The organism is Pontibacter actiniarum, from assembly GCF_003585765.1.
In the GTDB taxonomy this organism is placed as follows: domain Bacteria; phylum Bacteroidota; class Bacteroidia; order Cytophagales; family Hymenobacteraceae; genus Pontibacter; species Pontibacter actiniarum.
Genome location: NZ_CP021235.1, coordinates 518,564 through 545,244, shown reverse-complemented (window position 1 = coordinate 545,244; position 26,681 = coordinate 518,564). Strand labels below are relative to the sequence as shown.

Annotated in this window: 23 protein-coding genes; 8 read left to right on the top strand and 15 right to left on the bottom strand. The window is 55.4% G+C overall.

Going from position 1 to position 26,681, the window contains the following annotated elements; translation table 11 throughout:
* Nucleotides 1–132: 132 nt before the first annotated feature.
* Nucleotides 133–1,188, bottom strand: coding sequence for a DUF6687 family protein (locus tag CA264_RS02365; protein WP_025604237.1), 1,056 nt, complete (start codon nt 1,186–1,188; stop codon nt 133–135).
* A 148-nt stretch (nt 1,189–1,336) separates the two neighbouring features.
* Here CA264_RS02365 and CA264_RS02360 point away from each other — a divergent pair, with 148 nt between their 5' ends.
* Nucleotides 1,337–2,803 (top strand): nicotinate phosphoribosyltransferase, encoded by a 1,467-nt coding sequence (locus CA264_RS02360; protein ID WP_025604236.1) that lies wholly within the window; start codon nt 1,337–1,339, stop codon nt 2,801–2,803.
* A 25-nt stretch (nt 2,804–2,828) separates the two neighbouring features.
* Here CA264_RS02360 and CA264_RS02355 read toward each other — a convergent pair whose 3' ends face one another.
* From CA264_RS02355 to CA264_RS02300, 12 genes are all read right to left on the bottom strand, one after another.
* Nucleotides 2,829–3,122 (bottom strand): HNH endonuclease, encoded by a 294-nt coding sequence (locus tag CA264_RS02355; protein ID WP_025604234.1) that lies wholly within the window; start codon nt 3,120–3,122, stop codon nt 2,829–2,831.
* Between the two features lie 165 nt (nt 3,123–3,287).
* Entirely contained in the window at nt 3,288–4,787 is a 1,500-nt protein-coding gene (locus tag CA264_RS02350) for a carboxypeptidase-like regulatory domain-containing protein (protein WP_025604232.1), read from the bottom strand.
* 343 nt (nt 4,788–5,130) lie between these two features.
* On the bottom strand, nt 5,131–5,721 hold the full coding sequence (locus CA264_RS02345; RefSeq protein WP_157593618.1) for a hypothetical protein: 591 nt from the start codon (nt 5,719–5,721) through the stop codon (nt 5,131–5,133).
* A gap of 315 nt (nt 5,722–6,036) precedes the next feature.
* Nucleotides 6,037–7,242, bottom strand: a complete 1,206-nt coding sequence (locus CA264_RS02340) for a hypothetical protein (protein ID WP_025604228.1) — start codon at nt 7,240–7,242, stop codon at nt 6,037–6,039.
* 288 nt (nt 7,243–7,530) lie between these two features.
* Nucleotides 7,531–8,937 (bottom strand): hypothetical protein, encoded by a 1,407-nt coding sequence (locus tag CA264_RS02335; RefSeq protein WP_119570413.1) that lies wholly within the window; start codon nt 8,935–8,937, stop codon nt 7,531–7,533.
* Nucleotides 8,938–9,156: 219 nt separating this feature from the next.
* Nucleotides 9,157–10,563 (bottom strand): CsgG/HfaB family protein, encoded by a 1,407-nt coding sequence (locus tag CA264_RS02330; protein WP_051364288.1) that lies wholly within the window; start codon nt 10,561–10,563, stop codon nt 9,157–9,159.
* A gap of 52 nt (nt 10,564–10,615) precedes the next feature.
* Nucleotides 10,616–11,044 carry a curli production assembly/transport component CsgF gene (locus tag CA264_RS02325; protein ID WP_025604222.1) on the bottom strand — a complete coding sequence of 143 codons (429 nt, stop codon included), beginning with the start codon at nt 11,042–11,044 and terminating at the stop codon, nt 10,616–10,618.
* Between the two features lie 29 nt (nt 11,045–11,073).
* On the bottom strand, nt 11,074–11,589 hold the full coding sequence (locus CA264_RS02320; RefSeq protein WP_157593617.1) for a CsgE family curli-type amyloid fiber assembly protein: 516 nt from the start codon (nt 11,587–11,589) through the stop codon (nt 11,074–11,076).
* Between the two features lie 210 nt (nt 11,590–11,799).
* The gene (locus CA264_RS02315; RefSeq protein ID WP_025604218.1) at nt 11,800–12,219 is read right to left on the bottom strand and encodes a response regulator; all 420 of its coding nucleotides are present in this window, start codon (nt 12,217–12,219) and stop codon (nt 11,800–11,802) included.
* The gene (locus CA264_RS02310; RefSeq protein ID WP_025604217.1) at nt 12,182–13,057 is read right to left on the bottom strand and encodes a sensor histidine kinase; all 876 of its coding nucleotides are present in this window, start codon (nt 13,055–13,057) and stop codon (nt 12,182–12,184) included. Before CA264_RS02310 ends, CA264_RS02315 begins: the two co-directional genes overlap by 38 nt.
* Nucleotides 13,054–13,716, bottom strand: a complete 663-nt coding sequence (locus CA264_RS02305; RefSeq protein ID WP_025604215.1) for a hypothetical protein — start codon at nt 13,714–13,716, stop codon at nt 13,054–13,056. Before CA264_RS02305 ends, CA264_RS02310 begins: the two co-directional genes overlap by 4 nt.
* Complete coding sequence (locus CA264_RS02300; protein ID WP_025604213.1) at nt 13,717–14,043, bottom strand: hypothetical protein; 327 nt, start codon at nt 14,041–14,043, stop codon at nt 13,717–13,719.
* A 295-nt stretch (nt 14,044–14,338) separates the two neighbouring features.
* On the opposite strand from CA264_RS02300, the gene trxA reads away from it, so the two are divergent.
* Nucleotides 14,339–14,644, top strand: a complete 306-nt coding sequence (trxA, locus tag CA264_RS02295) for a thioredoxin (protein WP_025604211.1) — start codon at nt 14,339–14,341, stop codon at nt 14,642–14,644.
* 158 nt (nt 14,645–14,802) lie between these two features.
* Here trxA and CA264_RS02290 read toward each other — a convergent pair whose 3' ends face one another.
* Together CA264_RS02290 and CA264_RS02285 are read right to left on the bottom strand one after the other, a co-directional pair.
* Nucleotides 14,803–16,188, bottom strand: a complete 1,386-nt coding sequence (locus tag CA264_RS02290; protein WP_025604209.1) for a sensor histidine kinase — start codon at nt 16,186–16,188, stop codon at nt 14,803–14,805.
* On the bottom strand, nt 16,178–17,560 hold the full coding sequence (locus tag CA264_RS02285) for a sigma-54-dependent transcriptional regulator (protein WP_025604207.1): 1,383 nt from the start codon (nt 17,558–17,560) through the stop codon (nt 16,178–16,180). The genes CA264_RS02290 and CA264_RS02285 overlap by 11 nt, the downstream gene beginning before the upstream one ends.
* A gap of 296 nt (nt 17,561–17,856) precedes the next feature.
* Here CA264_RS02285 and CA264_RS02280 point away from each other — a divergent pair, with 296 nt between their 5' ends.
* From CA264_RS02280 to CA264_RS02250, 6 genes are all read left to right on the top strand, one after another.
* Nucleotides 17,857–19,107 carry an efflux RND transporter periplasmic adaptor subunit gene (locus tag CA264_RS02280; protein WP_025604206.1) on the top strand — a complete coding sequence of 417 codons (1,251 nt, stop codon included), beginning with the start codon at nt 17,857–17,859 and terminating at the stop codon, nt 19,105–19,107.
* A 79-nt stretch (nt 19,108–19,186) separates the two neighbouring features.
* Nucleotides 19,187–19,906, top strand: coding sequence for an ABC transporter ATP-binding protein (locus tag CA264_RS02275; RefSeq protein WP_036775043.1), 720 nt, complete (start codon nt 19,187–19,189; stop codon nt 19,904–19,906).
* Nucleotides 19,887–22,283 (top strand): ABC transporter permease, encoded by a 2,397-nt coding sequence (locus CA264_RS02270; RefSeq protein WP_025604203.1) that lies wholly within the window; start codon nt 19,887–19,889, stop codon nt 22,281–22,283. Before CA264_RS02275 ends, CA264_RS02270 begins: the two co-directional genes overlap by 20 nt.
* Before the next feature lie 45 nt (nt 22,284–22,328).
* Entirely contained in the window at nt 22,329–23,072 is a 744-nt protein-coding gene (locus tag CA264_RS02265) for a toast rack family protein (protein WP_025604201.1), read from the top strand.
* 276 nt (nt 23,073–23,348) lie between these two features.
* Nucleotides 23,349–25,223, top strand: a complete 1,875-nt coding sequence (locus tag CA264_RS02255; protein ID WP_025604199.1) for a M61 family metallopeptidase — start codon at nt 23,349–23,351, stop codon at nt 25,221–25,223.
* A gap of 47 nt (nt 25,224–25,270) precedes the next feature.
* Nucleotides 25,271–26,623 (top strand): TolC family protein, encoded by a 1,353-nt coding sequence (locus CA264_RS02250; RefSeq protein ID WP_025604197.1) that lies wholly within the window; start codon nt 25,271–25,273, stop codon nt 26,621–26,623.
* Nucleotides 26,624–26,681: the final 58 nt, after the last annotated feature.

Below are 26,681 nucleotides of genomic sequence, written 5' to 3'. Positions count from 1 at the left end.
CCATGGCCGTTACAGAGGCTCCCTGGCTCTCTTATACTTCCCTAAAGCACTCCGCACCAGAAATTAAAAGCGGCCTTACCCTGATATTATTCTCAGCGTAAGGCCGTTTATAGTTTAATCTACCGGATACACCTACCGGTTCAGTTCCTTTATCTCTTTCCAGCTCCAGTTATACTTTGGCGTAATGCCCTGGTAGGCGTCGCGGTAGTACTTTACCACTTCCTCTTTCAGCTCCCCCACGGGGATAGACGAAGTAAAAATCTCGCGCTCGGTCGGGTTGGCGTAGGTCTCGGAGCGGGTTAGTTTGTCTCCGTCGAGGCGGAGCAACGGCCCGGTTTCGGTCACGGTATCGTACGTCCAGCGGCGGCCGGAAGTCTCGAGTTCGTTCAGGCGGGCAGCCAGCGGAGCCATCGTCAGGCGCGGCAGCGTTGGGCGGGAGGCAATGTCAACCCAGGTCGTGTACTTATATTCCAGCTCATACTTGTTCCCTTCGTAGCAGGTGAGCACCATGTCAAAGCCCTGCGTGCGGGAGTAAAGGGCGTAGTAGTGCAGCGGGTGTGGCGTTTCAATAATGATAAGGCCGATGTCCGGGTGGCGCGAGACCTTGGTCTCCGGCTTGTACATATCGCGGTAACCGAGCAGCACGCCGCCCACTTCGTCTTCCCAAGCACCCTGCTCCCAATCCGGGTTTTGCAGCGCGCGGCCGAACTCCCGCAGGAAGAACCGAAACTTCTGGACACACTGTGCCGCCTCCTTCTCCTCCATTTCATCCGCCTCAAAGGGTCTGTAAAACAGGTCCCGCTCCTTTGCGTTGAGCCAGCAGACGAGCTTTAGCGCCTCCCCGGCCAGCGGGTGGTTCAGGTCCAGCTCCCGGAAGTCGCCGATCAGGGCCATTTGCCGCAGCAGCTCCTCGTGCTCCAGCGCCAGCTCCGGGTTCAGCAAGGCCCACACCCCCACAAAACCGTCTATGTCGAAATGGTTTGCAGTAACATAGGGCAGGTCCAGCGCGGGCAGGTTCTGGCGCAGCGCATTGAGCACAATGGCAGCGCTGGTATCGTCTTTCACGGCCTCGGGTGTGGGAGCGCCTTTCCAGTGAGAAAGCATCACCCCGTTGGCGTGCGCACTGTCAACCACCAGGGCTTTCTTATCCTTAACCTCCGAGAAGGGTATAAACTGTCGTTTCTGCATGGCCTAAAATTGCAGATACATGAGGCAACCTGCAAGTTTTTTTGTAGCAAACTGAGGCTAAGGACGCTACGGATTTGCCCCCACCGCCGCCATTAGATTTTCAGCTATACTTCTTAACTTACCGGCAGAAACAACACCAATACAAGCCATGGCGCTACAGCAAGTATACCGCACCTCCCTCTCCCTCCTCACAGACCTGTACCAACTGACGATGGCCTACGGCTACTGGAAAAACGGTATGGCCGAGCGGGAGGCGGTGTTCCATCTGTACTTCCGGAAGAACCCCTTTGGGGGCGGCTATACTGTAGCAGCCGGTCTGGAGCACGCGGTGCAGTACCTGCAGGCCCTGAAGTTTACGGACGAGGACCTGGCCTACCTGGGCAGCCTGAAGGGTAGCCAGGGCCAGCCGCTTTTTGAGCAGGCGTTCCTCGACTACCTGGGCGCAATGGAGTTTAGCTGCGATATGGATGCCGTGCCCGAGGGCACTGTTGTTTTCCCGAATGAGCCACTGGTGCGCGTAAAAGGCCCCTTGCTGCAGGCACAGCTTGTGGAGACGCCCCTGCTCACCATTATCAACTTTGAAACCCTGATTGCCACCAAGGCCGCCCGTATCAAAGAGGCCGCCAAAGGAGATACTGTCATTGAGTTTGGGATGAGGCGCGCCCAGGGCATCGACGGTTCCCTTTCTGCTGCACGCGCGGCCTACGTCGGGGGGGCTGATGCCACCTCTAACCTGCTGGCGGGGCAGCTCTACAACATCCCTGTTCGCGGCACGCATGCCCACAGCTGGGTGCAGGCCTTCGACTCGGAGGAGGAGGCTTTTGAGGCCTACGGCGAGGCTTTCCTGCAGGATACGGTCCTGCTGGTAGACACCTACGACACGTTGGAGGGCGTGAAGAAAGCCATTGCCGTGGCAAAGAAGCTGCAACCGAAGGGGTTTGTTTTCGGCGGCATCCGCCTTGACTCCGGCGACCTGACCTACCTGAGCCAGCAGGCACGCAAGCTGCTGGACGAGGCGGGCTTTACCGGCACCAGCATTGTTGCCAGCAACGACCTGGACGAGCGCCTGATCACGCACCTGAAACAGGAGGGCGCCAAGATCAACGTGTGGGGCGTGGGCACCAAAATGATCACCGCCTACGACCAGCCGGCTCTCGGCGGCGTGTACAAGCTGGCGGCAGTAAAAGACGGCGAGTGGGAGTATAAGATCAAGCTATCGGAGCAGCTGGCAAAGACCTCCAACCCGGGCATCCTGCAGGTGCGGCGTTACTACGACCAGGAACGCTACCAGGCCGACATGATCTATAACGAGCTGGAGCCACTGCCGGCAAACCCTCAGATCGTTGACCCGCTCGACACGACACGCCGCAAAACCGTGGAGGCAAACGTGCAGCATAAAGACCTGCTGCTACCGGTTTTCAACAAAGGAACCCTTATCTATACTTTGCCAGACCTCCCAAGTATAAAAACATATACCCAGCAGGAGCTAAACCAGCTGCACGAAAGTATACGCCGTTACCTAAACCCGCACAGCTACCCTGCCGGTCTGGAGAGCGGGTTGCACCAGTACAAGCTCGACCTGATTCTGAAACTGCGGGAACCGGAGAAACACTAGAAAAGAGGCAACGGCCAACACCCCCTTACCTGCGCTTCCCTCTCCTGTTGGAGATCCTGTTGATGCGCTTGTTGCGTACCCATTTCAGATACTTTTGCAGCGGCTCAGCCTGCTGCAGGGCAGGGATAGTATTGTACTGCAGGGCCAGCTCCCGGTTGTTAAAGGTAAGGTGCAGCGTGCTGTGGCAGGGCTGGCACAGTTCGGCGGTGGCCCCGTAACGGCCTCCCTCCTCACGGGGCACCAGGTGATGCCGCGTGAGCAACTGCACCTCTCTCCCGCACAGCTCGCATACTAGCTCCTCCTGCTTTTTCTTTACCATTGATAAGATGAATAACTCTTCCTTTATAGTAACAACGGCGCTTGCCCCAGGGTTTAAAACAGCGCCGCCCTTGTTACGGGCCCGCGCTACAATACGCCTGTGGTAAAATCAGAAAAAGCCGCGACTGGTACCGCGGCTTTTTACTTCGAGTGGTTTAAGATGATGCTATTCCCAGTCCGGCATGATGGCGTTGGAAAAGATCTTGGTCCGGTTCTTTCCGTCGGCTGCATCCATCACATAAATGTCATAAGGGCCTAAGCCATCGTTCGGTGTGTTTACAAAGATGATCTTGTCTCCGGTTGGAGAGTAGCGCGGGTACAGGTCGTTGGTGCCAGCAGGTTTATTGGCTGACAGGTCCACCAGCCCGGTGCCGTCTATGTTCTTGCGGAAGATGCGGGAATCCAGCTGGCGGCCCTCTGCGTTCTCATAGCCAGCCACGTCGCGGGTGTAAAGGATGTTTTTTCCATCGATCGAGAACACCGGGCTCTCCACACGCCCCGGCATGTCTTCCACCAGCAGGGTCATGTTGGCGCCGCTGGCATCCATGATATAGATCTCCGATTCATTTATATTTGCCCCTATCGTCTGGGCCACGATTCTGTTGCCCCGGTCGGTCCAGTCGAGCGTTCGGAAGTGGCGGTTGGCCGGGGCGGTGGCGATTAGCGTAAGGGCTGAGCCGTCGCGTTCGATGCGGTAGAGTTTATCGTAGTTCGAATAGATGAGCTGGCCGCCATCCGGAGCCCAGGCAAAGCCTATGCCCTGGTTGTGGTAACCCGCCACAGGCACCGTGGTTATTTGCCGCTTATTGGTTCCGTCGCGGCCCATGAGGTAAATCTGCGGGTCAACCCCAATGTTGGAAGAATAGGCGATTTCGTTTCTGCGCGGCGACATAACCGGCCACCACTCTCGGCTGAAGTTGCTGGTGAGCTGGAACACATTGGCCGCGGTGCCGTCAGAACTGTAAATATCATAGTTCCCGTCTGTATTCCGGGCAAACAGGTAGCGGGCGTCCGGAAAGGCTACCGTACTGAAACTCCACACGGGCCCGTTGGTCACGTTACTGCTTTTATCCTTGGCAATTACCTGCCAAAAGTAGGTGGTGTTATACTTCAGATCGGTCACGACCACGCTGGTATCGGCAATGGCCTCAGCTACCTTTTTTTTTTCGGTAGAGCCCGACTCGTATAAATACACGTCATAGAAGGTTGAATCCCCGTCAGTCGCTACGCTCATCCACCGTAGCGTGTCTGCAATGCTGATGTTGGTGGCCTTTTCGGCGGGGTCGGGGTTGGAGGGCTTGCCCGGGGCCGCCTGGTCTGTGTTGCTGTCGCCCAGAACGAGGGTAGCCTGCGTTTCCTTGCCGTCGATAACCGCTACAGATACAGTTTCAGCTTTAAGGCCCGCCTTTTTCGCCGAGATGGCATAGTTTCCGCCGGGCACATCCCGAAGGATAAACTTTCCTTCGGCATCGGTTACCACGGCCGTTGTGGCAGGACTGGTGGAAATGCTGACACCCGCAATGGGCTGGTTGGTGCTGGCGTGCAGTACCACGCCACTGATAGAGCCTTCGCCTTTGGGTTCAATGGTATCCTCGTTACAGGCAAAGCAGAGTAAGATAAGCGCAATGAAGTAAACAAGCCTTAGGGTGGTAGCTTTTGTGTGCATGTGCGTGGGTTAAGTTTGGCAGTAAAGCAAAAGGCACTTTCAAATATGCAAGTATTTATACTGTACTATATTTAATAAGTTGCAGTTTTAACAGGAAAAATTAAACACAACAAATTAGTTGCGCTGCGGAAGAAGGGTTTTGCTCAACAGGTGCAAATGCGTGGAGTAACGACAGTGTCACAAAACCCCGCCACCCACTCAACTATACTTCTATTTATTATTATTTAAGGATAAAAACAAGCAATCTCTGTTAATTATCACGGCAGTGGTACCCTTACCGGGCTTCGCCCGTTGCAACAGTACCAGATACAGCCATAAGGCTGAACACGTGCTGTGCAGGCAGCTACTGTCTCTGCACGTTTACGGGAACAAAAGTCCGCCCTTGCTCAATGGTGATATGCATGTTATTACCCTCCTGAACCACCTGGTAAGAGCCTGCGCCAGGGGCTGTTTCGATCTGATGAATGGTGTTGTTGTTTCCAAGTTGGATAAGGCTGTAGTCAAGGTTGTTTCCCCTCAGATATTGGTTAATGGCGTTCCCCGACCCATCCTGCACCACCTCCGACGAAATGTTGGAGCCGTTCAGGCTGCCTTCGTAGGAGTTGTTGTTTCCGTACTGGCTGACGGCTGTGCTCAGGCCTGCGCCCTGCTGGCGCACCACTACTTGGTTGAGGTTACCCACCTGCAGCACACTCGCCTGGTTTGCGATTTGGCTCGTCTGCACCTGTTGCACAAATGAGTTGTTGGAGCTGCCCTCCTGGTAAGTCTCGGCAAGATTTCCATCCCCCTGCGTGGCTATTAGCGGCAGTGTGTTTAAACTGCTGTTCATGCGTAACTCCTCCAGGAGCCTTTCTTCGTTCTGGGCTGTTTGTGCCTCTGCCTGGTGCAACCCCAGTACGAGCACGGCAGCCAACGCCACTAATGTTCTTTTCATAGCATCTGAGTTTATTTCTCTTACAGCGTTTTCCCTGTTTATACTTTATGCTCCTAAGTCACAGCCCCCTTTCTGTGGCTAACGGGTGGTTTGCTGCCGACGAATAGGGGAAGCTCCTCCGTGGAACACAAAGGCAGCTATCGTCTTTGTAGTTACGTTATACAAGCAAAACCAGCTACCGCTGCACTATACTTCTTTTCATCGATTTATGCAGTTTTTCTACACGGATTTAGCTGCGGCTACTTTGGCGTACTTCTCAAAAAAAGATAAGCTGCGGCAGGCCATGTCTGCCGCAGCTTATACTTACCCAGCAACTTACTGGTTGATAACAGAAACGTTACCGGTGCCAGACTGCCCCACATTAGCCATGTTTCCTGCGCCACCCATTTGGTTTACAGTAGCCATGTTCATGGTGCCTTCCTGCACTACACTTGCAGTATGCAGCGTGCCCATCTGCATAACAGCAGCCTCGTTAGCCAAGCCTGCCTGGCTAACACCGGCAAGGTTTGCCTCACCTTCCTGAGAAATATAGGCGGTGTTCTCCCCAACTTCGTACTGAATCACAGCAGCCTCATTTCCTGCACCGCTCTGGTACACAGCGGCACTGTTATCCATTCCGCCTTGCTGCTCCACAGCGGCAAGGTTAGCAACACCCATCTGCTCTATCATGGCGCTGTTTCCTGCACCGCCCGTCTGGATTACAAAAGCTTCGTTTGCTTCGCCGTCCTGGTAAACCATGCTAGCGTTGCCGCTGCCTTCAAACTGCACTACATCAGCATAGTTGTCCATGCCGTTCTGCTCTACACTGGCATCATTCCCCACGCCTCCTACTTGTGAGATTTCGGCCCAGTGCATGTCGCCGTCCTGATCAATCACCGCAACGTTGCTCTCCCCGTTATCCTGAAGGATACCTGCATAGTTCAGATCACCGTCCTGGTCGATCACGGCATCGTTGTACATGCCGCCAAACTGGCCAATGTACGCGACATTCAGGTCACCGTCCTGATCAATTTCTGCGTAGTTGTACAGGCCACCGCTCTGTATCAAGTACGCCTCGTTCATGTCGCCGTCCTGATCGATGTCTGCGTCGTTATCTTCGCCTCCCTCCTGTATGATGTCTGCATCGTTCAGCATACCGTCCTGGTCAATGGCACCCTCATTGTCCCATCCCATATCCTGCATGATACCCGCCGTGTTCTCATCTCCGTCCTGATCTATAGAGGCATCATGGCTGAAACCGCCAACCTGGGTAACTTCAGCCCCGTTGCTCAGGCCAACCTGCTCTATATAGGCTTCGTTTTCCAAGCCCTCCTGCTGCATAATCATAGCGCTGTTGCCATCGCCTCTCTGAATAGTGCCCGCCGTGTTCATTGTTCCGAGTATCTGGGTAATACTAGAGCTGTTCATAGTGCCTTCCTGCAACGAAGATGACGTGTTGCCTGCTCCACTCTGCGCAAAGGCTGAACCTGCTGTCAGCATCATAGCCGATACTGCTGCTGCGTAAAAAATCGTTTTTTTCATAACTTGTTGTTTAATGGTATAAAATGATTTACATAAGAATCATACTATAAAAAGAAGACATAGTTACATGTTGTATAAAATAAATTAATTCCTTTCTCCCCCATCCTTAGATTTCCGGTTTCACTAGGAATGCTTAAAGCAAGGGAGCCGCAGGCGCTTTCTTAAGGCTCCGCTCCTTAGGTGCCGTTACCGGCAGGTAAACGCCAGGCACAGCAGGAGGTGAGCGGCAAAAGGCGAAAAGGCGGCAGGAATAACTCCTGCCGCCTTTTCTAGTTTATTTCTCAGAAACTATTGGTTGATAACGCTTGTGTTACCGACCCCTAGTTGCATGATGCCTGCGGCATTACCAGAGCCGCCCATCTGATTGATAGTGGCACTGTTCAGCGCCCCCCCCTGCAGCACTGCGGCGGCATGGGAAGAGCCTTCCTGCATAATAGTGGCAGTGTTGTACAGGCCAGACTGGGCTACCCCGGCAAGGTTGAAGTCACCGTCCTGAGACACATAAGCGCTGTTGTAGGCGCCGCCAAGCTGAAGCACGCCCGCTAGGTTAGCGCTGCCCTCCTGCTCAATCAGGGCGTAGTTATCGTACCCCTCTACTTGTGCAATACCAGCCATGTTAAAGTAGCCGCTTTGCTCGATTTCTGCATCGTTGTAGGCACCGCCATACTGCACAATACCCGCCAGGTTAGCAACACCTTCCTGCTCAAAGTCGGCATCGTTGTCGTAGCCGCCTACCTGCATGGCAGCAGCCGCGTTTCCAACGCCTACCTGATCAACTGCAACGTCGTTCTCTTCGCCACCCTGCTGGTGCACATAAGCGTTGTTCCAGTCGCCGGTTTGGTTAACACGTGCGTCGGTGTCGACGCCGCCCCACTGGTGCACTTCGGCTGCGTTTCCTGAGCCGTCCTGGGTCACATCTGCGTCGTTGTTTCTGCCATCCTGCTGGTCAACCATGGTATAGTTTCTGTATCCTGCCTGAGTCACACGGGCATCGTTGTCATCGCCGCCCCACTGGTACACTTCGGCTGCATTTTCTATACCGCCCTGCCTTACTACGGCGTCATTGTCCTCACCGCCCCACTGATCAACAAAGGCGTAGTTTCCGTCCCCTTCCTGATTAACTAAAGTAGAGTTGCCAAGGCCATCCTCCTGCGTAACAGCGGCAACCTGGCGCACGCCGTGCTGGTTAACCATTGCTTCGTTATTCATACCGTCAAACTGGTCGATGGTAACCTCGTTGTCGCTTCCGCGCTGCTCAATCCAGAGGTTGTTGTTTTCACCGCTCTCCTGTCTTGTTGCCGCAGCGTTGTTCTCGCCAGACTGCAGCACAGAAGCATCGTGGAAGCTACCGCCGGACTGCAGAACAGAGGCATCGTTGTTGGCACCGTACTGAGCTACCGTAAGGTCGTTGTCGTAGCCGCCGTACTGCGCTGAGGTAGCATCGTTGTTGTTGCCTGCCTGGGTAATAGATGCGTTGTTCAGCTCTCCGTTATTCTGCAGAACAGTGGCATCGTGGTCAGTGCCGTTCTGCTGCACAACAACCACGTTGCCCATTCCATTCACCTGGTCAACAGTGGCCATGTTGGTGTTGCCAGCCTGTGCGGTGGTAGCTGTGTTGCCTACCCCTTGTGCAAAGGTTGAGCCTGCTGCGAACATCAAGGCTGCAGTGGCAGCATAGATTACTTTTTTCTTCATGATACTAATGTTTTGAGTAAGGTTTATGATGATTTACACTAGCCTTATACCTTGAAGAATCTATATAGTTGCAATTTAAAGTATATTATTTATTATTTTATTCATATAAAATAATCTTTATCAAAACCCCTGTTTTGTTAGTGCAGCAAACATAGCCCCCATTAACACCAAAGGCCGCTTTGCGCGGCCTTTGGTGTTAATGTTGTCCTATTAAAAAAATTACTTGTACAGCCCTAAGTAGAAGTTAATCCCCAGTTTGCCTGTCCAGTAGTAGTCGTTAAACCTACCTTGCGACACCCCGTCCAGGTCATCGTCCAGCAGGTAAGAGCTCGTGGCGCTCAGGTCAATCCCTATGTTCTTGGTCAGCAGGTACTCCCAACCCAGCCCGGCTTTTACGTAAGGGTTCAGCCCGTTGTCGCCAAAGTCCCGGAAGATATCCCCTACACCGCTACCCACTACCAGGGCACCGCCGCCCACCTGCACATACGGCGAAGACCTTAGCTTGGGGAAGAGCACATAGTTCAGGCCTAAATCGGCATAGTTAATGTCTACCTGGAAGTTCTGCTCCGTGGCCAGCGCCCCCTTACCGATTCTCAGATCAAAATTAACGTAGTTGCGGGTACTTATTTTCAGGCCGGCTTCTCCCATAAACTTGAACTCCGGGTTAGCGTAATCGCCTTGATAATAGTGCGTGCCCGCCGCCGCGCTAATGCCCACCAGGCTGCGTCGCTCGGTCATGAGGTTGCCCTGTATGTCGCTGTTCAGCACGTCCTCCTTCTCCTGCAGGTACGCCTTAACAGCGGGGGCCTCCAGGTCGGCCTTGGTCTGCGGGCGCCAGTAGCCGGCCAGCATCCCTTCGATCACCAGGCTCTGTACGGCCTTGTCGATCGCCTCCTTTACAGCAATCTCGGTAGGTTCGTTGTAGGTAAAGCCTGTTTCGGCCTCTAGCAGGCGCTTGAAGTGCACATACCTGAACACGCCGAAGTCCACTGCCTGCGAGAGGATCGTTTTTGTTGTGTACACGGTCTTCAGCACCTCCCCGGTGCTCGTTGAGATGGCGCGTAGGTACACGGTTACCCTGTCCTCCCGGTACTGTCCGGAGCCGCCCGCGCCAAAGTAGCGAAGCCCCGCCCCGCCCGTCATCACGTTGGCGTCGTAGGAGATGATGCCCCCCTCCAGAATGATTCCGGCGAAGAGCAAGCCCGGCAGGTTGGGCTCTTTCTTACCCGTGATCGCCTCAGACTCTGCACGCGTGGAGCGGATTATCTTGCGCTCGTTTAACAGGTTACCCAGGTTCTCGCGCTCAATAGGCGTGAACCACCCGGACTCCTCAAGCGAGTTGATCAGGATGGTGGTGGCCCCCTGCGTGACCGCCGTAGACCAGTTCGCGCCTAACTCCGAAGGCTTGTACTGCCCCGTCTGGTCTCTGAACTTGTAGACGGCGGCGACCACCTTTTGCTGGGGCTTGGGCAGATCTACCAGGTCCTCGTAGGCTGGCGACGGCACGCCCAGCGCCGCCTGTGAGCTCTGAAAGGGTTGATGGAAGTATGGCGCGCAGCCTGAGGCCAGGCAAAGGAGCACGAACAGCCACACTTGGCCAACGAAAGCTTTTGGTTTGAACAACATAGCAAGGGTGAGTAAGTTGAAAAGGGTTGCAGGTGATGGCAGCGCGGCAAGTCTAATAGTAGGGAACCGTGACGGTCGTTCGGTCGCCGGTGCCAATATCCACAATTTCAATGTTGATGCCACTCGGTCCTTCCGTTACATCTATCTGGTAGTCGCCGAGGGTGTAGCTGCCCGGCGTTACGCCATCCTCCCCAAACTGCGAGGCAACCAGCTTCCGCGACAGCTCATTGAGGATCTGGCGGTTCAGGTTAGATTTAAAGTTTTCGATAGGGTCGTTGCTGTAACCGGCCGCGGTGGTGGCGTTAGGGTCTTTCAGCTTGTCCTGCGACTGGGCCGAACTCTGCAACCAGGAGTAGTTGTAGGGGCTGCCCCCAAAGGCAGGGTTTTTGGCCGTGTACACCAGGTCCTGCGCCTGCGCACCATTGATGCCAAGCAGGCACCAAACAAACAAACAAAACAGGGTGGTAAAGATACATTTCATAGAGCGTGTGGGTTATGTATGGTCTTGCTTCAGAAAACTTCTCTGGCTTTTCGGCCTTCTGCCTCCAGCTGCTGGTTAAGCTGGTCTCGCAGCAGGTGTTCGTACAGTGCGGCGGCAACGTAGGTGGCCACCTCCTCTATCACGTCGTACCTTGGCTGCAGCTGCTGCTCAAACAGGAGCTGGTCATTCAGGGCGACCTGCACCAAGGCGCCGTTGCCGCGGGTAGGCCGCTCTTTAATAAGTATGGTGAAGTTTCTGGCCGTTGGCGGCGCTTCCCACTGCCGGTGGAACACATCGTAAAAGTCGCGCCCAATCTTGGTGATCGTCTCGTCCACAATCAGCCCATCCACTTCCAGGTCAGCAGAACTGCGAACAGGCTGCTCAAACTGATTCAGCTGCTCGTAGGCTTTCTGCGAGGTGCCGGTGTCTTGCCGGACAGTGTCCTGCTTTGCTCCGCCTTCCCCCTGGCTTTCCTGCGCGCTCACCTCTTGCGGCAGCAGCAGCACAGCAAGTATAAGGACCGTTACTCCAAGCATTCGCCACATAGTCTTCTTTATCTGGTGCAGGGTACTCCTCTCCAATAAATATTACAGTTATAGTATATAGGCTTAATTATACTGCCTGTACTGAGAAAAGTTTACTTTAATGTTAAAAAAATAAAAGTAAAACACAATCATCTAGCACTATATAAAGGACAAAAGGCCCGGCTAAAATACAGCTGGGCCTTTTATAGCACCTTTTCAGTAGTAGAATTATCAGAACCGGTTCTCTATCTTGATGGCAGGCGAGAAATAGCCCTTGCTGGCTTTGAGCGCCTGCAGCGCCTGCCGCAGCTCATCGGGCTCGGAGTTTTTGAGCAGGTAGCCACGCACGCCCTCCTCCAGCAGGTTGTCCACCAGCGCCTCATCCCCGTAGGTTGACATGATCAGGATTTTCACGTCCGGATATTTTGACAGCAGGTAGCGCGAAGTGGCGACGCCGTCCATCTCGGGCATCTCCAGGTCCAGCACCACCACATCGGGCAGGTGAGGCTCTATTTTCTCCAGCAGTTCTGCTCCGTTGCAGGCGTCAGCTACGAGTGTGATTTCTTCAAAGGCCTTCAATAGCTCCAGAACCCCCTTCCGGAACAAATTGTGGTCATCGGCTATGGCCAAGGTCAGTGGCTGATACTCCATGGGCACTAACAGGTTTAAATGTGTTGGAATGTTGTGTGTTGTCAGGTTCGGGCGCAGGTATGATGATCTCTGCAGTAGTGCCGGCGCCGGGCTCAGAGCTTATGGTAATGCTCCCATGGAGAAGTGCTGTGCGGCTCTGCAGGCTCATAATGCCCAGCCCTCCCTTGGCTTCCTGCTCCTGCCGCATAGTTGCCAGGTCGAAGCCAACGCCGTTATCGCTGTAAAGCAGCTTTACCTCCTCTGTGGCAAACTCCAGATTTACTGAAACTTGGCTGGCCTGTGCGTGCTTTAGGGTGTTGTTCAGCAGCTCCTGCACCATACGGTACAGCAGGAGCTCGTGTTGCGGAGGCAGGCGTTTATTCTTCTCATTGTAATGCACCACCATCTCTAACTGCCCGCTGCTCGCCAATGAGCGCCGCAGCGCATCCAGCGCAGGGGCCAGCCCCATTTTCTCCAGTACCACCGGCATCAGGTCGTGGGAAATCCGGCGCACGCTCCCCAGTACCTCATCCAGCTGCTGCTTCATGTTGTGCGCCTTTGCCAGAAAGGCCACGTCCTGTATGTTGGCACTGGTGACCAACTGGTGCAGGTTTAGCTTGACCAGGGCCAGCATTGCCCCTACCTCATCGTGCAGGTCGCGGGCTACGCGGCGGCGCTCCTCTTCCTGCGCTTTAAAGGTGGCCTCCAACAGTTGGTGCTGCTTTACCAGTTGCAGTTGGCGCAGGTGCTCCTGGTGCTGCAGCATCCGCCGCTGGTAAAGCACCACAAACACAATGATGCCCACTGCCAGGATGAGCATTACCGGGGTGATCAATATAAGCGGGTCGAGCACTTTCATGTGGCGGCGGTACGCTTCAGGGCCAGCATCAGCACAACTCTGTAAAGTATGTTGAGCACGAGGATCACCGAAATACAGATCCGTGCCGTATCGTAGGAGGCAGCCAGCGCCTTATTAAACATGCTAAAGGCCACTGCTGTACCGGCCTGGTACACAATAATGCCGCAGCTAAGTATAAACATCGGGTCACGGTCCAGGTACGTCTGGCTTAGGTCGTTGGCCACCTGGTAAAAGTAGGCGACGGCCATCGCGATAAGCACCACCCCGTTTAGCATGCGCGGCAGGGAGTTCATCTCCATTACACTTTCGCCCCACAAGACGTACGCACCGCTAAACACCACCACGCCACATGCAGCTACCACCGTCCCGCGCTTTAACAGCGGGTTCGTAAAATGGGAGTAGTACACAGCTGCCACAATAAGGCACTCAGTCGGCGTATAGATATGATCGATCCAAACGTTATTAGTTGTTTTTAGGCTAATCGTTACTTTTGCCGTTACCTCTACAAGCGCAATAAAAACAATGTATAAAAGTAGCAGCCTGTACAGCAGGCTGCTACGCTTGTTTATCAGCAGCACCCCGGTAAGCAGCGGCAGGCAGAAGCTGTAGAAGGAAGCCTGCACCAGCCAGGGGTACACTTGACGGAGAAAAAATTCCATTTACCCGTTTAATTCGCTTTCAACACAGTCGGGAGGGCAGAAGATGGACTTGTCGGCGATGGTCCCTCCGACCATGTCCTCGCCCTCGGCCGTGGCTCCGACCAGGATCAACTGCTTCTGCCCGTTCTCATCCTTGGCATAGTACATCCGGATGCCCATGCACCCCTCCTGGTTCAGGATTTCCTGCAGGATATCACGCCCGAAGAAGTGCGCCTTTATTTTTTTTGTCTCGTCCGGTTCCGAGGACTTATCTCGGTAGTTTTTTGTCCATTTGGCGGCAGTGCCTAGCTCTATAGGCGCGCCCTCTGTTCCATCAAATTTAGGCATAATGCGTTTGTTTAGGTTTGAGTTCTAAATATATACATTTTTAAATACAGTTGTAACAATTGTACTCTTTTACATAAAGCATCCTAATTTTATCCCCTTCTGTGGCCCCTGTCTCGGCGTATCCGCACCGGCTGTCTTTCGGCGGCACCTATCCTTTTTATGCTGGTTACTGATGAAAAACAAGTTAACTTACCGGTGGTAAAGTATAACAGGCCAAAGCCTTCTCCAGCTTCGCCAGCTGCAACTATGCGTGGGCCAGCCACCGTACAACTAGGAGACAACTCAGCACATTATTATGGCAAAGAAATCGTTTCAGGAATTGATCAATAGCCCGGGAATGCCGGTACTCGTCGACTTTTATGCCGACTGGTGCGGCCCTTGCAAGGCAATGAGCCCCGTGGTGCAGCAGGTAGCAGGCCAGTTTAGCGGCAAGTTAAAGGTGATCAAGGTAAACATAGACAGCAACCAGGCGGCAGCTTCACAGTTTAGAGTGCAGGGTGTGCCAACGTTTATCCTCTTCCATAAAGGAAAGCAGGTGTGGCGCCAGTCAGGGGCTATGCCCGCACAGCAACTGACGCAGGCAATACAGCAGTTTGTGTGATAACTTAGCTTTACATAAGCGGATAAAGCCGCTATAGGTTATGCATGTTAATAATGCCTCTTGAAGAACACCTGGTTTGCGGAGACACAAAGCCATACTTTCTGTAGGTACTTTTCTGGGCGTGAGGCCACCCACTCACTCAGTTACGCATCCAGGACCTAGCCCGCTCCCCCGTTTACCCGCTTCAGGCTTAGGGTAAAGGTGGTCTCGCCCGGCTTTGTACGAACACGGATGGAGCCGCCGTGCTGGCGTACAATCTGCTTGGACAGGCTGAGCCCGATACCTGAGCCTTGTTTTTTGGTGGTGTAGAACGGAATAAAGATTTTATCCAGCACATCTTCCGGAATGCCGGAGCCGTTATCCGTTACGTCAATCCGCAGTTTGTCCCGCTCCCCTTCCGGCATAAAGGCCACTACCTCCACGCAAGGGGTGGCGCTCTGCTGGCAGGCTTCCACCCCGTTTTTGATCAGGTTAATCAGCACCTGCTCCAGCTGCTCCGCATCCGCCAGAACTTCGGTTTTCTCATCCGGCAGGTACATTTTCAGGTCCACGCGCTGGTCCTGCAGCTGTGGCTGCAGCAGGGTGTGCACCGTGCGCAGCAGCCCCCGCACCTTTACCGGGCGCAGCTCGGAGGCTGGCAGGCGCATCAGGCGGCGGTAGTTCTTTACAAAGCTCAACATCCCGGCGCTACGCTTTTCAATCGTCCGCAGGCCGGCCTGCATGTCCTCCAGCACTTCCTGGTCTATACTTTCGCCCGCGGCGCGGCGGCCGATCACCTCCTGCTCTAGCAGGGCAGACACGGTGGAGGTGAGCGAGATAACCGGTGTAACGGAGTTCATGATCTCGTGGGTCAGCACCCGGATGACCTTTTGCCACGTTTGCAGCTCCTGCTCCTCCAGCTCTGACTGAATGTTCTGCAGCGTTACGATTTTGAGCACCCGCCCCTGCAACAGCAGTTCTTTGGCGTGCAGGTTCAGCAGCAGCTGTTCCTGATTCCGCTCCAGCGTCACCAGCTTTTTTTCGTCGTGCCCGATGGTGTACAGGGCCTGCACCAGGTCCGGGCTCAGCCGCAGCAGCGCATCAATGGAGCGCAGGTGCGCCGTGTGCAGCAGCTCTTTGGTAACGTGGTTTACCAGCTGCACCTCCCCCTCCTCATCAAAGGTAAGTATACCCACCCCCACCTGCTCCACAATGGCCTGCAGGTAATGGTAATGCGCCTCCTGCTGCGTCTTCACTTTCTGGAAGGCGTCAGAAATATCGTTAAAGCTCTGGTAAAGCTCGCGGTAAGAAGCGTTTGCCCCGCCGGTGGCGAAGCGCTGGGTAAAGTCGGAGTGGCGGATGGACTGCAGAAAGCTGCTGAGGTCGCGGTTGGTGCGCTCCACAAAGTGAACAAGGTCGTACAGCTGGTACAGGGCGAGCAGCGACAGGCACAGCACCGTTACATACCAGTCGGTGCGGTACAGCAGCAACAGCAGTAACAGCACCACCGCCACCAGCAGTAGCAACCGCAGCAGCAGCCTTAGCCTGAAACCGCTATAGCCCATGCTTCTCTATCCTGCGGTAAAGGGCCGTGCGGGTGATGCCTAGCTCTTTTGCCGCGTGCGTGATGTTTCCCGAGTGCTTTACCAGCGCCTTTTGCACCATCATCTTCTCCAGCGCCTCCAGGGTGTAGTCGCTTTCGGTTATACTTTCCAGCCCCTGTTTTTTCTGCTGCCCATTTTCGCTCGGCGCAAAGTAGAAATCGTCGGGGTGCAGTTCGTTGCCGTCGCAAAGTATAACGGCGCGCTCCATGGCATGGTCCAGCTCGCGGATGTTGCCGGGCCAGTGGTACTCATTCAGGCGGCGCATGGTGTCGGCGCCCAGGTGCAGCTGCGGGCGACCGTACTTCTGGCGGTACACTTTCAGGAAATGGTCGGCCAGCAGCTTGATGTCTTCTCGCCGCTCACGCAGGGGCGGCAGGTGAATCTCCACGGTGTTGATGCGGTAGAGCAGGTCCTGGCGAAAAGAGCCTTCGCGCACCATCTCGTAGAGCGGCATGTTGGTGGCGCAAACCAGGCGAATGTCAATAGGCCGGGGCTTGTTGGTGCCCAGCCTGATCACCTGCCTGCTTTGCAGCACCGTGAGCAGCTTTGCCTGCAGCGCGGGCGACAGGTTGCCGATCTCATCCAGAAACAACGTACCGCCGGAGGCTGCCTCCAGCCTGCCGGCGCGCTCCTCTTTGGCATCGGTAAACGCCCCTTTGGCATGGCCGAAAAGCTCGCTCTCGAAAAGGGTTTCGCTAACGGCGCCCAGATCCACCTTCTCAAACACGCTGCCGGCCCGTTTCGACTTCCGGTGCAGGGCGCGCGCGGCAACCTCCTTGCCGGTGCCGTTTTCGCCAAGTATGAGCACGTTGGCATCGGTCGCGGCTACTTTGTCGAGGGTTTGGTACACGCGCTGCATCGCCGGCGACACGCCGATAAAGCCGTCGTAGTGGTAGGCGGTGTTTTCCTGCTCGGTTTTCTCGGCGCTGCGCTTGCTCACGCCACTGCGGTTCTGGCAGGCGGTTTTCAGGATGGCCACCAGCTTGTCGTTTTGCCAGGGCTTCAGCACAAAGTCGGAGGCCCCTTCTTTCAGCGCCTTCACCGCCAGCTCTATGTCGCCGTAGGCCGTCATCAGGATAACGGTTGTCTTCGGGGAGAGCTGCAGGATCTGCTTTAGCCAATGGAACCCCTCCTTGCTGGAGGTTGCGCCGGTGCTGTAGTTCATATCCAGCAGCACCACATCAAAGCCGTACTCTTGCAGCAAACCTGGTATTTTGTACGGGTCAGAGCTTGTCTTAACGGTTTCGAAATGCTGCTTCAGCAGGAGCTTCCCCGCCATCAGGATATCTTCCTCATCATCCACCACCAAGATCTTGCAAGGTACTTTATTCATAGTTTAGCGCATATTTTTGTAAAGCAAGTACAGTAAAAGTACGTTTTTTTCTGATTATGTAGCCATCAGGCCGGCAAGTATCCCGCGGCCGGCACAAAACCCGGTGCCAACCTTCCGGCAGCTGTTCGCTACAGGACAGTCGGGTGTACGGAAGCGGACACTATAGCCATAGCCCCAAAGCTATACTTACTCACATTTCATTGATTATCAATAAGTTACATTTAATGGCACGTTAATTGGCAATGTGCTTTCTGAAACTATGAAAAAAGCTATACTTCCAAAGACCTCTACAAACTATGGATCGCGTTATTGAAAAGAAGAAAGCCACTCCCAAAAAAATCGCGCTTATCGCAGCCGGAGCGCTGGCGCTCGTGCTGGTGCTGTACAACCTGCTGTTTGCCGAGCACAGCTCAAAGCTGAACGTGGACAGCGAGCGCATCACGACCGGCCAGGTAAGCGAGGGCATGTTCCAGGAATTTATTGCCATTGATGGCTCCGTGGACCCGCTTAAAAGCTTCTACCTGGATATTACCGAGGGAGGCCGCGTGGAGAAGATCTACACCGACGACGGCCGCACCGTGCAGAAGGGCGACACGATCCTGAAGCTCTCCAACACCACGCTGCAGATCGACTTCATGACACGCGAAACGCAGCTGTACGACCTGATGAACGAGCGCCAGAACTCCGAGATTACGATGAAGCAGGACCTGATCCGCAAGGAAAATGAACTGGCCGAGATAGAGTATAACCTGGCCCTGGCCAAGCGCAAGTATGAGCGCAACAAAATGCTGATCGAGGAAAAGGTAATTTCGCGCGAGGAATACGAGGCCGCCAGAGACGAGTATGAGTACCTGAACAAGCGCAAAACCCTGGCAGAGCGGTCTGTAAAGCAGGACGCCAAGCTGATGGAGGATCGCCTGAAGCAGCTAGACGAGTCTATCCGCCGCATGGAGGCCAACATTGGCATGGCCCGCAACACGCTGAACAACCTCTATGTAACGGCCCCTTTCACCGGCCAGCTCTCCACGTTGAAAGCGGAGGTGGGCGAGTCAAAAGCTCCGGGCGAGAACATTGGCCAGATAGACGACCTGAACGGCTACAAAGTGAAAGCCAACATCGACGAGCACTACATCTCCAGGGTGTACCCTGGCCTGCACGGCAGCTTCGACTTTAACGGTAAAACCTACAAGATAACCGTGGCCAAGGTGTTCCCGGAGGTGCAGAACAACACCTTTCAGGTAGACATGGAGTTTGCAGAGGGCGCGCCGGAAGGCATCCGCCGGGGGCAGACACTGCAGGTAAAACTGAACCTGAACGACGGCGGCAAGGCCGTGCTGATCCCACGCGGCGGCTTTTACCAAAGCACTGGCGGCAACTGGGTGTTTGTAGTGCAGGAGGGCGCAAACTATGCAGAAAAGCGCAGGATCAAACTGGGCCGCCAGAACCCGAACTACTACGAAGTGCTGGAGGGGCTGCAGCCAGGCGAGAAAGTAGTGCTCTCTTCCTACGACAGCTACGGCGACATCGACAGGCTGGAGCTGAAGTAAGCTTTCGGCGAATCAACAGCAACACCACCATTAGTACAAAATAAAACTAGCTAACCACATTAATTATAACAGCAAAACTATGAATAAGGAAGAACTAATAATCGACACCAGAGGCCTGCAGAAAAAGTATATCACGGACACGGTGGAGACCACTGCCCTGGCCGGCGTGGACCTCAAGATAAAGCGTGGCGAGTTTGTGGCGATCATGGGGCCCTCAGGGTGCGGGAAGTCTACCTTGCTCAACATCCTGGGCATGCTCGACAGCCCTTCTTCCGGCAGTTTCCTGTTCCTGGGCCAGGAGGTGGCGAACGTGTCGGAGCGCCAGCGGGCCAAACTGCGCAAGCAGAACCTGGGCTTCGTGTTCCAGAGCTTTAACCTGATCGATGAGCTAACGGTGGAGGAAAACATCGGCCTGCCGCTTGCTTACCTGGGCTACTCCAAGTCCGAGACAGAGAAGCGCACCCTGCAGGCGATGGAGCGCATGGGCATCGCCCACCGCCGCAACCACTTTCCGCAGCAGCTGTCGGGCGGCCAGCAGCAGCGCGCCGCCATCGCCAGGGCCGTGGTGTCGGAGCCGGCGCTTATACTTGCCGACGAACCGACCGGTAACCTGGACTCGGTGCATGGCCGGGAGGTGATGCAGCTGCTTTCGGAGCTGAACGAGGCCGGCACAACCGTTGTGATGGTAACCCACTCCCCGACCGACGCCGAGTACGCGCACCGCGTGGTGAACCTGTTTGACGGGCAGATCGTGACCGAGAACCTCAACGTGAAGCGCCATGCTGCAGAACTACTTTAAGATAGCCGTCCGCAACCTCTTCCGGAACAAAGTATACTCTGCCATCAACATTGTCGGCCTGGCCATAGGGGTGGCTTCCTGTGTACTGATATACCTGTATGTGCAGGATGAGCTGAGCTACGAAAAGCACTTTAGCAAAGCGGACCGCATCGTGCGCCTCGTCGGCGACATTAAATCAGACTCGGGGCACGAGCAGTTTGCCCTTTCCCCGGCAGCGCTCGCCCCGGCCCTTACCAAGGACTTTCCGGACGTTGAGCACATCACGCAGCTTGCCAGAGCCGGGAAACAAACGGTGTGGTACCGGGAGAAGAGCTTTAACGAAGACGATCTGCTCTATGCCGACAGCGCCTTCTTTCAGGTTTTCGACTACCCCCTGCTGGCCGGCAGCACGGCTACGGCCTTAAGCGGGCCAAATAAGGTGGTTTTGAGCGAGGAGATGGCCAAGCGGTACTTTAGCTCCCCGGACGAGGCCGTGGGAGAAGTGCTCACCTTCAGCAACGAGCCTTACCAGGTAACCGGCGTGTTCCGCGACCCCGGCCACTCCCACATCACCGCAAACGCTTTTATCTCCAGAAGCACGCTGGACGCCAGGCTGAGTGAAGACCTGCGCACCAACCAGTGGCTGGCAATGAACCGCTACACGTACGTGCTGCTGCGCGGGCCGGAGGAGTTCGCGCAGTTCCAGGATAAGATGGATGCCTTCTCGGAGCGGCACGTCACGCCCTGGATCAAGGAGAACGACCTTTCCGGCACCATGCGCTTTGTGGTGCAGCCGCTCAAGGATATCCACTTCGACACCGTCTACGTGAGCAGTATCACCCCGGCGGGCAACATCTCCTACGTGTACATTTTTGCGGCGGTGGCTGTTTTCCTGCTGCTGATCGCCTGTATTAACTACATGAACCTGGCCACTGCCCGCTCAGCCAAGCGGGCCAAGGAAGTGGGCCTGCGCAAAGTGGTAGGGGCTTACCGTAGCCAGATCGTATTTCAGTTTCTGGGGGAGTCGCTCCTGATCACCCTGATAGCGGTGGTGCTGGCACTGGCGCTGGTGCAGGTCATGCTCCCTACCTTTAACTCACTGACGGATAAAAGCTTTGGCTCCGACTTCTTTATGCAGTGGGAGTTCCTGGCGATCATGCTGGCGATTGTAACCTTTGTGGGCGTTGTGGCCGGCAGCTACCCGGCCTTCTTCCTCTCGCACTTTAAGCCCGCCGATGTTCTGAAGTCAGACAAGGCACCTAAAGGAGGAAGCGCCACGCTCCGCAGGGCCCTGGTGGTGCTACAGTTCTCCATCTCCCTCATCATGATCATCGGCACCATTGTGGTGATGAGCCAGATGCACTTCCTGAAAAACAAGGACCTCGGCTTTACCAAGGACCAGGTTATGGTTATCGATATACCGGCAGGCGACTCCACGCTGGTGAAAGGCCTGCCGCGCATCAAGCGGGAGCTGCTCAGCAACCCGAACGTGGAGCTCGTGTCCAACACCAACGACATCCCGGCAGAGCGTGTATCCAAACTGCTTACGCTGGTAGAAAAAGACGGGCAGCTGGTGGAAAGGACCATGAACGTGATGTTCGCAGACTATGACTTTATCGACCTGATGGGGGTGGAGATGAGCCGTGGCCGCAACTACTCCCCTGTCCTGAAGACCGACGAGAAAGAAGGCATCATCCTAAACGAGGCCGCAGTGAAGATGATGGGCTGGCAGGAGCCACTCGGCAAGCGCTTTCAGATCTTCGACATGGATGCCAAGGTGATCGGCGTCACAAAAGACTTCCACATCACCTCGCTTCACACCAACGTGGAGCCGCTGGCGCTGGTGCTTGCCCCGGAATCCGACGGTTACCTGATGGCCCGCATCAAGGGGCAGGATTTGGCCTCTACGGTTGGCTTTATCGAGAGTGCCTGGCAACTGTACGACCCCAAGCACCCCATGGACTACTTCTTTATGGATGAACACTTTGACCAGCAGTACCGCGCCGAAGAAAAGATGCTGACGGTGTTCGGCTACTTCGCCGGCCTGACCATACTTATCGCCTGCCTCGGCCTGTTTGGCCTGGCCTCTTTCACGGCTGAGCAGCGCACCAAGGAAATCGGCATCCGAAAGGTGCTGGGCTCCTCCACCAGCAGTATCGTCATACTTCTGTCCCGCGACTTTGCCCTGCTGGTCGTTGTGGCCATTTTGCTGGCAAGCCCCGTGGCCTGGTACGGCATGCACCACTGGCTCCAGGATTTCGCCTACAGGATAGACCTGAGCTGGTGGATCTTTGCGGCCGCTGGGTTTACCGCCATGCTGATAGCCCTGCTTACCGTTAGCTTCCAGGCATTCAAGGCCGCCATGCTAGACCCCGTTAATGCCATCCGGACACAGTAACGGCCGTAACAACTGCCGCTTTATTCAATCTCTAAAAACAGAACGATGAGAAAACTATCCCTGCTCCTTTGCCTCTTCCTGATAACCCATGCGCTGGTGGCACAGCAAAAATACGAACAGAGCATTTCTGCCTCCGGCGTAAAGAAAGGCAGTGTGCGGCTGGAGATTCCGGCCGGCACGTTGCACCTGAACGCCTCCGGCAGTGCCCTGCTCAGCACCCAGGTGCTGTACGGCCGCCCCAGCTGGAGACCGGGCATGACGCTTAAAAAGCAGAACGGAGCCGCAGACATAAGACTGAGCCAGGAAAACCTGGAGGATGGCGAAGAGAACAGTGAGAATAAATGGGTGGTGAACCTCAGCAAGTCCACCCCGCTTGCACTGTACCTGCAAATGGGCGCAGGCGAGTCCACCATAGACCTCAGCAACAGCCAGGTGCAGCAACTCGAGGTAGAGGCCGGTGCTGCAGCCCTTGACATCAAGCTGAGTAAGAGCGAGCTCAGAAAGGCAGACATCAAAGCGGGCGTCGGGCAGCTGACCCTCGACCTGCGCGGCGACTGGGACCACGACCTGACCCTGGACGTGGCCGGCGGCATCGGTGAAATAAACCTGAAGCTGCCCAAAGGCACCGGTGTGCGGCTGGAGACCAACGGCCTCGGCAGCCAGCACCTGGACGGGCTCACCCGCGAAGGCAACTACTACAGAAACGCCGCGCTTGGCAAGGCCAGGCACACCATCACGATCAAGGCCTCGGGCGGCCTTGGCAGCGTGGTGGTGATGAATGAGAAATAGCCGCCGCGGCCCCTCCGTTGCAGGAGGCCGCATTGACTACAGGTTTAGCTTGTTTGTTGTTTGTTTAAGGCAGGTTTTCCGGTAAGCGCGCAGCAAACTGCCGCTGCCGGAACAACCTAAACAGCACCAGAACAGGCAAGCTTTTACGCCCCGGCGGCTTCTGTTTCACGCACACCACTTTTCGCAGTACTCTGGTCTACAAAAAGCGCCGGTTGGTATAAAAGCCCAATCCTTTCTACTCTAATGGAGTAAATTGGTAAAACGATAAATGAGAATATGCTAAAGAGAACACTTACCGCGCTTACCTTTTGCCTTAGCCTGGGCGTAGCCACCGTAACCAACGCAGTGGCGCAGACGGGAGCAGGCCAGAAGTATGATGTCACCATCAACCTGAAGAACGTGCAGGATGACAAGGTACAGGTAACCGTACAGGCACCGGACATCACGCAGGGCGAGATCATCTACAACATGCCGAAAATAGTGCCCGGCACTTACTCCGTCTCCGACTTCGGCAAGTTTATTTCCGACTTTAGAGCTTACGCTGCAAACGGCGACACGCTGGCAGTGGAGAAGCTGGACACCAACCGCTGGAGGATCTCCAACGCCAACCGACTAGATAAAATCACTTACTGGGTAGACGATACCTTTGACGCAGCCAAGCGCGAGGACGTACTGTTTGAGCCGGGCGGCACAAACATAGAGGCAGGCAAGAACTTCCTGCTCAACACCTTCGGCTTTGTCGGCTACTTTGAAGGGATGAAGCAGGTGCCCTACGAGCTGAACGTGACCAAACCGCAGGGCTTCTACGGCTCCACCCCCCTGAAAGCCGTCTCGTCTTCCGATTCGCTGGATACTTATGAGATTGCCAATTACGTGGAGCTGGCCGACTCGCCGCTCATGTATAACCGCCCCGACACCACGGTGCTGAACCTGGGGGAGACGGACGTACTGGTTTCGGTGTACTCGCCCTCCGGCAACGTGACCTCCGCACCGATTGCCGCCAACGTGAAAAGCATACTGGAGGCCCAGCGCCAGTACCTGGGCGGCACCCTGCCCGTGGATAAATACGCTTTCCTGATCTATGTGCCGGAACGGGTGGGCAAGTCCGGCTCTTTCGGCGCCCTGGAGCACTCTTACTCCTCGGTGTACTTTCTGCCGGAGATGCCGGAGGAGCAGTTCAGCAGCACCATACGCGATGTGGCGGCCCATGAGTTTTTCCACATCGTTACGCCGCTTAGCATCCACTCCGAAGAGATCGGCAACTTCGACTTCATCAACCCGAAAATGTCGAAGCACCTGTGGCTCTACGAAGGCGTGACGGAGTACTTTGCCTCGCATGTGCAGGTGTATGAAGACCTGTATGAGCTGGATGAGTTCCTACAGAAGCTGCGCGAGTACATCCTTACCTCCAAGGCCTATTACAACGACACACTGCCGTTTACCGAGATGAGCGCCGAGGTGCTGGACAAGTATGAGAAAGAGTACGGCAACGTGTACCAGAAAGGCGCCCTGATCGGTATGGCCCTGGATGTGCGCCTGCGCGAGCTGAGCAACGGCTCATATGGCCTGCGCGACCTCATGCTGGACCTGGCCAAGACCTACGGTAAGCAAAACGCCTTTAAAGACGAGGAGCTATTCGACAAGATTGCCGAGCTGACTTACCCGGAAATACGGGAGTTCTTTACCAGGTACGTGGAGGGCTCGGAGCCGCTGCCGCTGGAGGAAACGTTCCGCAAGGTGGGCATTATCTATCAGCCGCAGGCCACGCAGGAGGCAATTTCCTACGGCGGCTTCGCCCCGGGGTTTGACCTGGAGAGCGGCAAAATAAAAGTAGCCGACACCGCCGACATGGATGCCTTCGGCCGCAAAATGGGCTTTCAGTCGGGCGACCTGCTGCTGGCCTTCAACGGCACGGAAATCACGCCCCAGAACATACGCGACCTCATCGGCGATTCGCTGCAAAGTGTAAGGCCGGGCCAGAAGCTGACGTTTACCGTGGGCCGCAAGAACGCCAAGGGCGAAATAAAGGAGAAGAAGCTAAAAGGTAAGGCCACGGCGGTAAAGCGGGAGCAACAGCACCTGCTAAAGCCGGACCCTAACGCTACGGAGCAGCAGCTACAGCTGCGCGATGCCTGGCTTGGCAACTCCTAGGCGGCTGTGCTACAGAGGATCCATTGCCACTAGTATAAAATAGAACTATGAAAAATTTCACATCCGGAGCCCTGCTCAAAAAGCTGGGAGGGCTAGCCTTATGCCTTAGTTTTGCTGTAGCCGCCCACGCACAGGAGCCGCTCACACTGGAGAAAAGCCTGGAGCTGGCCAGCCAGAACAACGTGGCCCTGCGCCAGGCACGCTACAACAGCACCAAGGCCGATATCAACGTGCGCCGTAACAAGTATGGCTACCTGCCCACCATCTCAGCCAGCGTAGATGCTTACCGCGTCAACGGTCTTACGTTTGACAATGTGTCGGGGCAGATCAAGCGCGGCAACACCACCTCCTCCAACCCTTACCTGCAGGGACAGGTCGTGCTGTTCGACGGCTTTGCCAAGCTGTTTGAGCTCAAAAAGGCCCGGCAACAGGCCCAGGCCTCGGCCTTTGCCGAGCAACAGGCCGAGATAGACCTGGAGACAAACGTAACCGGCTACTTTCTGCAAGCCCTGGTAAACCGCGAGAGCATCAGCATAACCCAGGAAAGGATAAAGCTGCTGGAGGGGCAGCTGGACAAAATGGAGAAGCTGGAGCGGGCGGGAGTACGGGCGCTGGATGAGGTGTACCAGATAAAGGCGCAACTCGCTGCCGAGAAAAGCAACCTTATCACGCACGAGAACAACTACCGCCAGGCCAAACTGCAGCTGGTGCAGGAGATGAACGTAGAGGGGAACCCGGAGTATGCGTTGCAGATGCCTGCCACACCGCAGGAAATGGCCATGGAGCTGCCTCAGGAGGAAGAGGTGATGGCGCGCGCGCTGGGTTACTCCCCGCTGGTGAAATCCTACGGCGCTTCGCTGGAGGCGGCCAAAAGCAGCCTGAAGGCAGCCAAGAGCAACTTCTCGCCCACCCTGACGCTGGAGGGAATGATCGGCTCCAACTACTCCACAAACATCCTGACCGACCCGGAGAACGGCAACCTGTCCACGATGCCGTACTTCGACCAGCTAGACCTGAACCAGCGCAAAGTAGTGGGCCTGAGCCTGAGCATCCCGGTCTTCGATGGCCTGAGCAGGCACTTCGACGCGCAGACGGCCCGCCTGGACCTGCGCAACGCTGAACTGGACTACATCTCCAGCCAAAACCAGCTACGCCAGACGGTGCAGCAGGCGTACCAGGACGTGCTGGCCGCGCGCGAAAAGTATAACACCGTGGTGGCGAACCTGGAGTACACGCAGCGTGCTTTCGAATCTGCCAAGCGCCGCTACGAGTTAGGCAGCATCGATTTCTTCTCCTACATGGAATCGCTCAACAACATGAACAAGGCACAGGCCGAGCTGCTGCAGAGCAAGTGTGAGTTCTACTTCAAAAAACGCATTCTGGAGCTCTACCAAGGCTAAAGCGACCTTGCCGGCTCACAAAACACCCGACTACTACCTACCCGCAAAGCCGTTGCCT

Coding starts and splice junctions, on each gene's coding strand:
- CA264_RS02365 (WP_025604237.1), bottom strand. CDS start 1,188: ATGCAGAAACGACAGTTTATACCCTTCTCGGAGGTTAAGGATAAGAAA.
- CA264_RS02360 (WP_025604236.1), top strand. CDS start 1,337: ATGGCGCTACAGCAAGTATACCGCACCTCCCTCTCCCTCCTCACAGAC.
- CA264_RS02355 (WP_025604234.1), bottom strand. CDS start 3,122: ATGGTAAAGAAAAAGCAGGAGGAGCTAGTATGCGAGCTGTGCGGGAGA.
- CA264_RS02350 (WP_025604232.1), bottom strand. CDS start 4,787: ATGCACACAAAAGCTACCACCCTAAGGCTTGTTTACTTCATTGCGCTT.
- CA264_RS02345 (WP_157593618.1), bottom strand. CDS start 5,721: ATGAAAAGAACATTAGTGGCGTTGGCTGCCGTGCTCGTACTGGGGTTG.
- CA264_RS02340 (WP_025604228.1), bottom strand. CDS start 7,242: ATGAAAAAAACGATTTTTTACGCAGCAGCAGTATCGGCTATGATGCTG.
- CA264_RS02335 (WP_119570413.1), bottom strand. CDS start 8,937: ATGAAGAAAAAAGTAATCTATGCTGCCACTGCAGCCTTGATGTTCGCA.
- CA264_RS02330 (WP_051364288.1), bottom strand. CDS start 10,563: ATGTTGTTCAAACCAAAAGCTTTCGTTGGCCAAGTGTGGCTGTTCGTG.
- CA264_RS02325 (WP_025604222.1), bottom strand. CDS start 11,044: ATGAAATGTATCTTTACCACCCTGTTTTGTTTGTTTGTTTGGTGCCTG.
- CA264_RS02320 (WP_157593617.1), bottom strand. CDS start 11,589: ATGTGGCGAATGCTTGGAGTAACGGTCCTTATACTTGCTGTGCTGCTG.
- CA264_RS02315 (WP_025604218.1), bottom strand. CDS start 12,219: ATGGAGTATCAGCCACTGACCTTGGCCATAGCCGATGACCACAATTTG.
- CA264_RS02310 (WP_025604217.1), bottom strand. CDS start 13,057: ATGAAAGTGCTCGACCCGCTTATATTGATCACCCCGGTAATGCTCATC.
- CA264_RS02305 (WP_025604215.1), bottom strand. CDS start 13,716: ATGGAATTTTTTCTCCGTCAAGTGTACCCCTGGCTGGTGCAGGCTTCC.
- CA264_RS02300 (WP_025604213.1), bottom strand. CDS start 14,043: ATGCCTAAATTTGATGGAACAGAGGGCGCGCCTATAGAGCTAGGCACT.
- trxA (WP_025604211.1), top strand. CDS start 14,339: ATGGCAAAGAAATCGTTTCAGGAATTGATCAATAGCCCGGGAATGCCG.
- CA264_RS02290 (WP_025604209.1), bottom strand. CDS start 16,188: ATGGGCTATAGCGGTTTCAGGCTAAGGCTGCTGCTGCGGTTGCTACTG.
- CA264_RS02285 (WP_025604207.1), bottom strand. CDS start 17,560: ATGAATAAAGTACCTTGCAAGATCTTGGTGGTGGATGATGAGGAAGAT.
- CA264_RS02280 (WP_025604206.1), top strand. CDS start 17,857: ATGGATCGCGTTATTGAAAAGAAGAAAGCCACTCCCAAAAAAATCGCG.
- CA264_RS02275 (WP_036775043.1), top strand. CDS start 19,187: ATGAATAAGGAAGAACTAATAATCGACACCAGAGGCCTGCAGAAAAAG.
- CA264_RS02270 (WP_025604203.1), top strand. CDS start 19,887: ATGCTGCAGAACTACTTTAAGATAGCCGTCCGCAACCTCTTCCGGAAC.
- CA264_RS02265 (WP_025604201.1), top strand. CDS start 22,329: ATGAGAAAACTATCCCTGCTCCTTTGCCTCTTCCTGATAACCCATGCG.
- CA264_RS02255 (WP_025604199.1), top strand. CDS start 23,349: ATGCTAAAGAGAACACTTACCGCGCTTACCTTTTGCCTTAGCCTGGGC.
- CA264_RS02250 (WP_025604197.1), top strand. CDS start 25,271: ATGAAAAATTTCACATCCGGAGCCCTGCTCAAAAAGCTGGGAGGGCTA.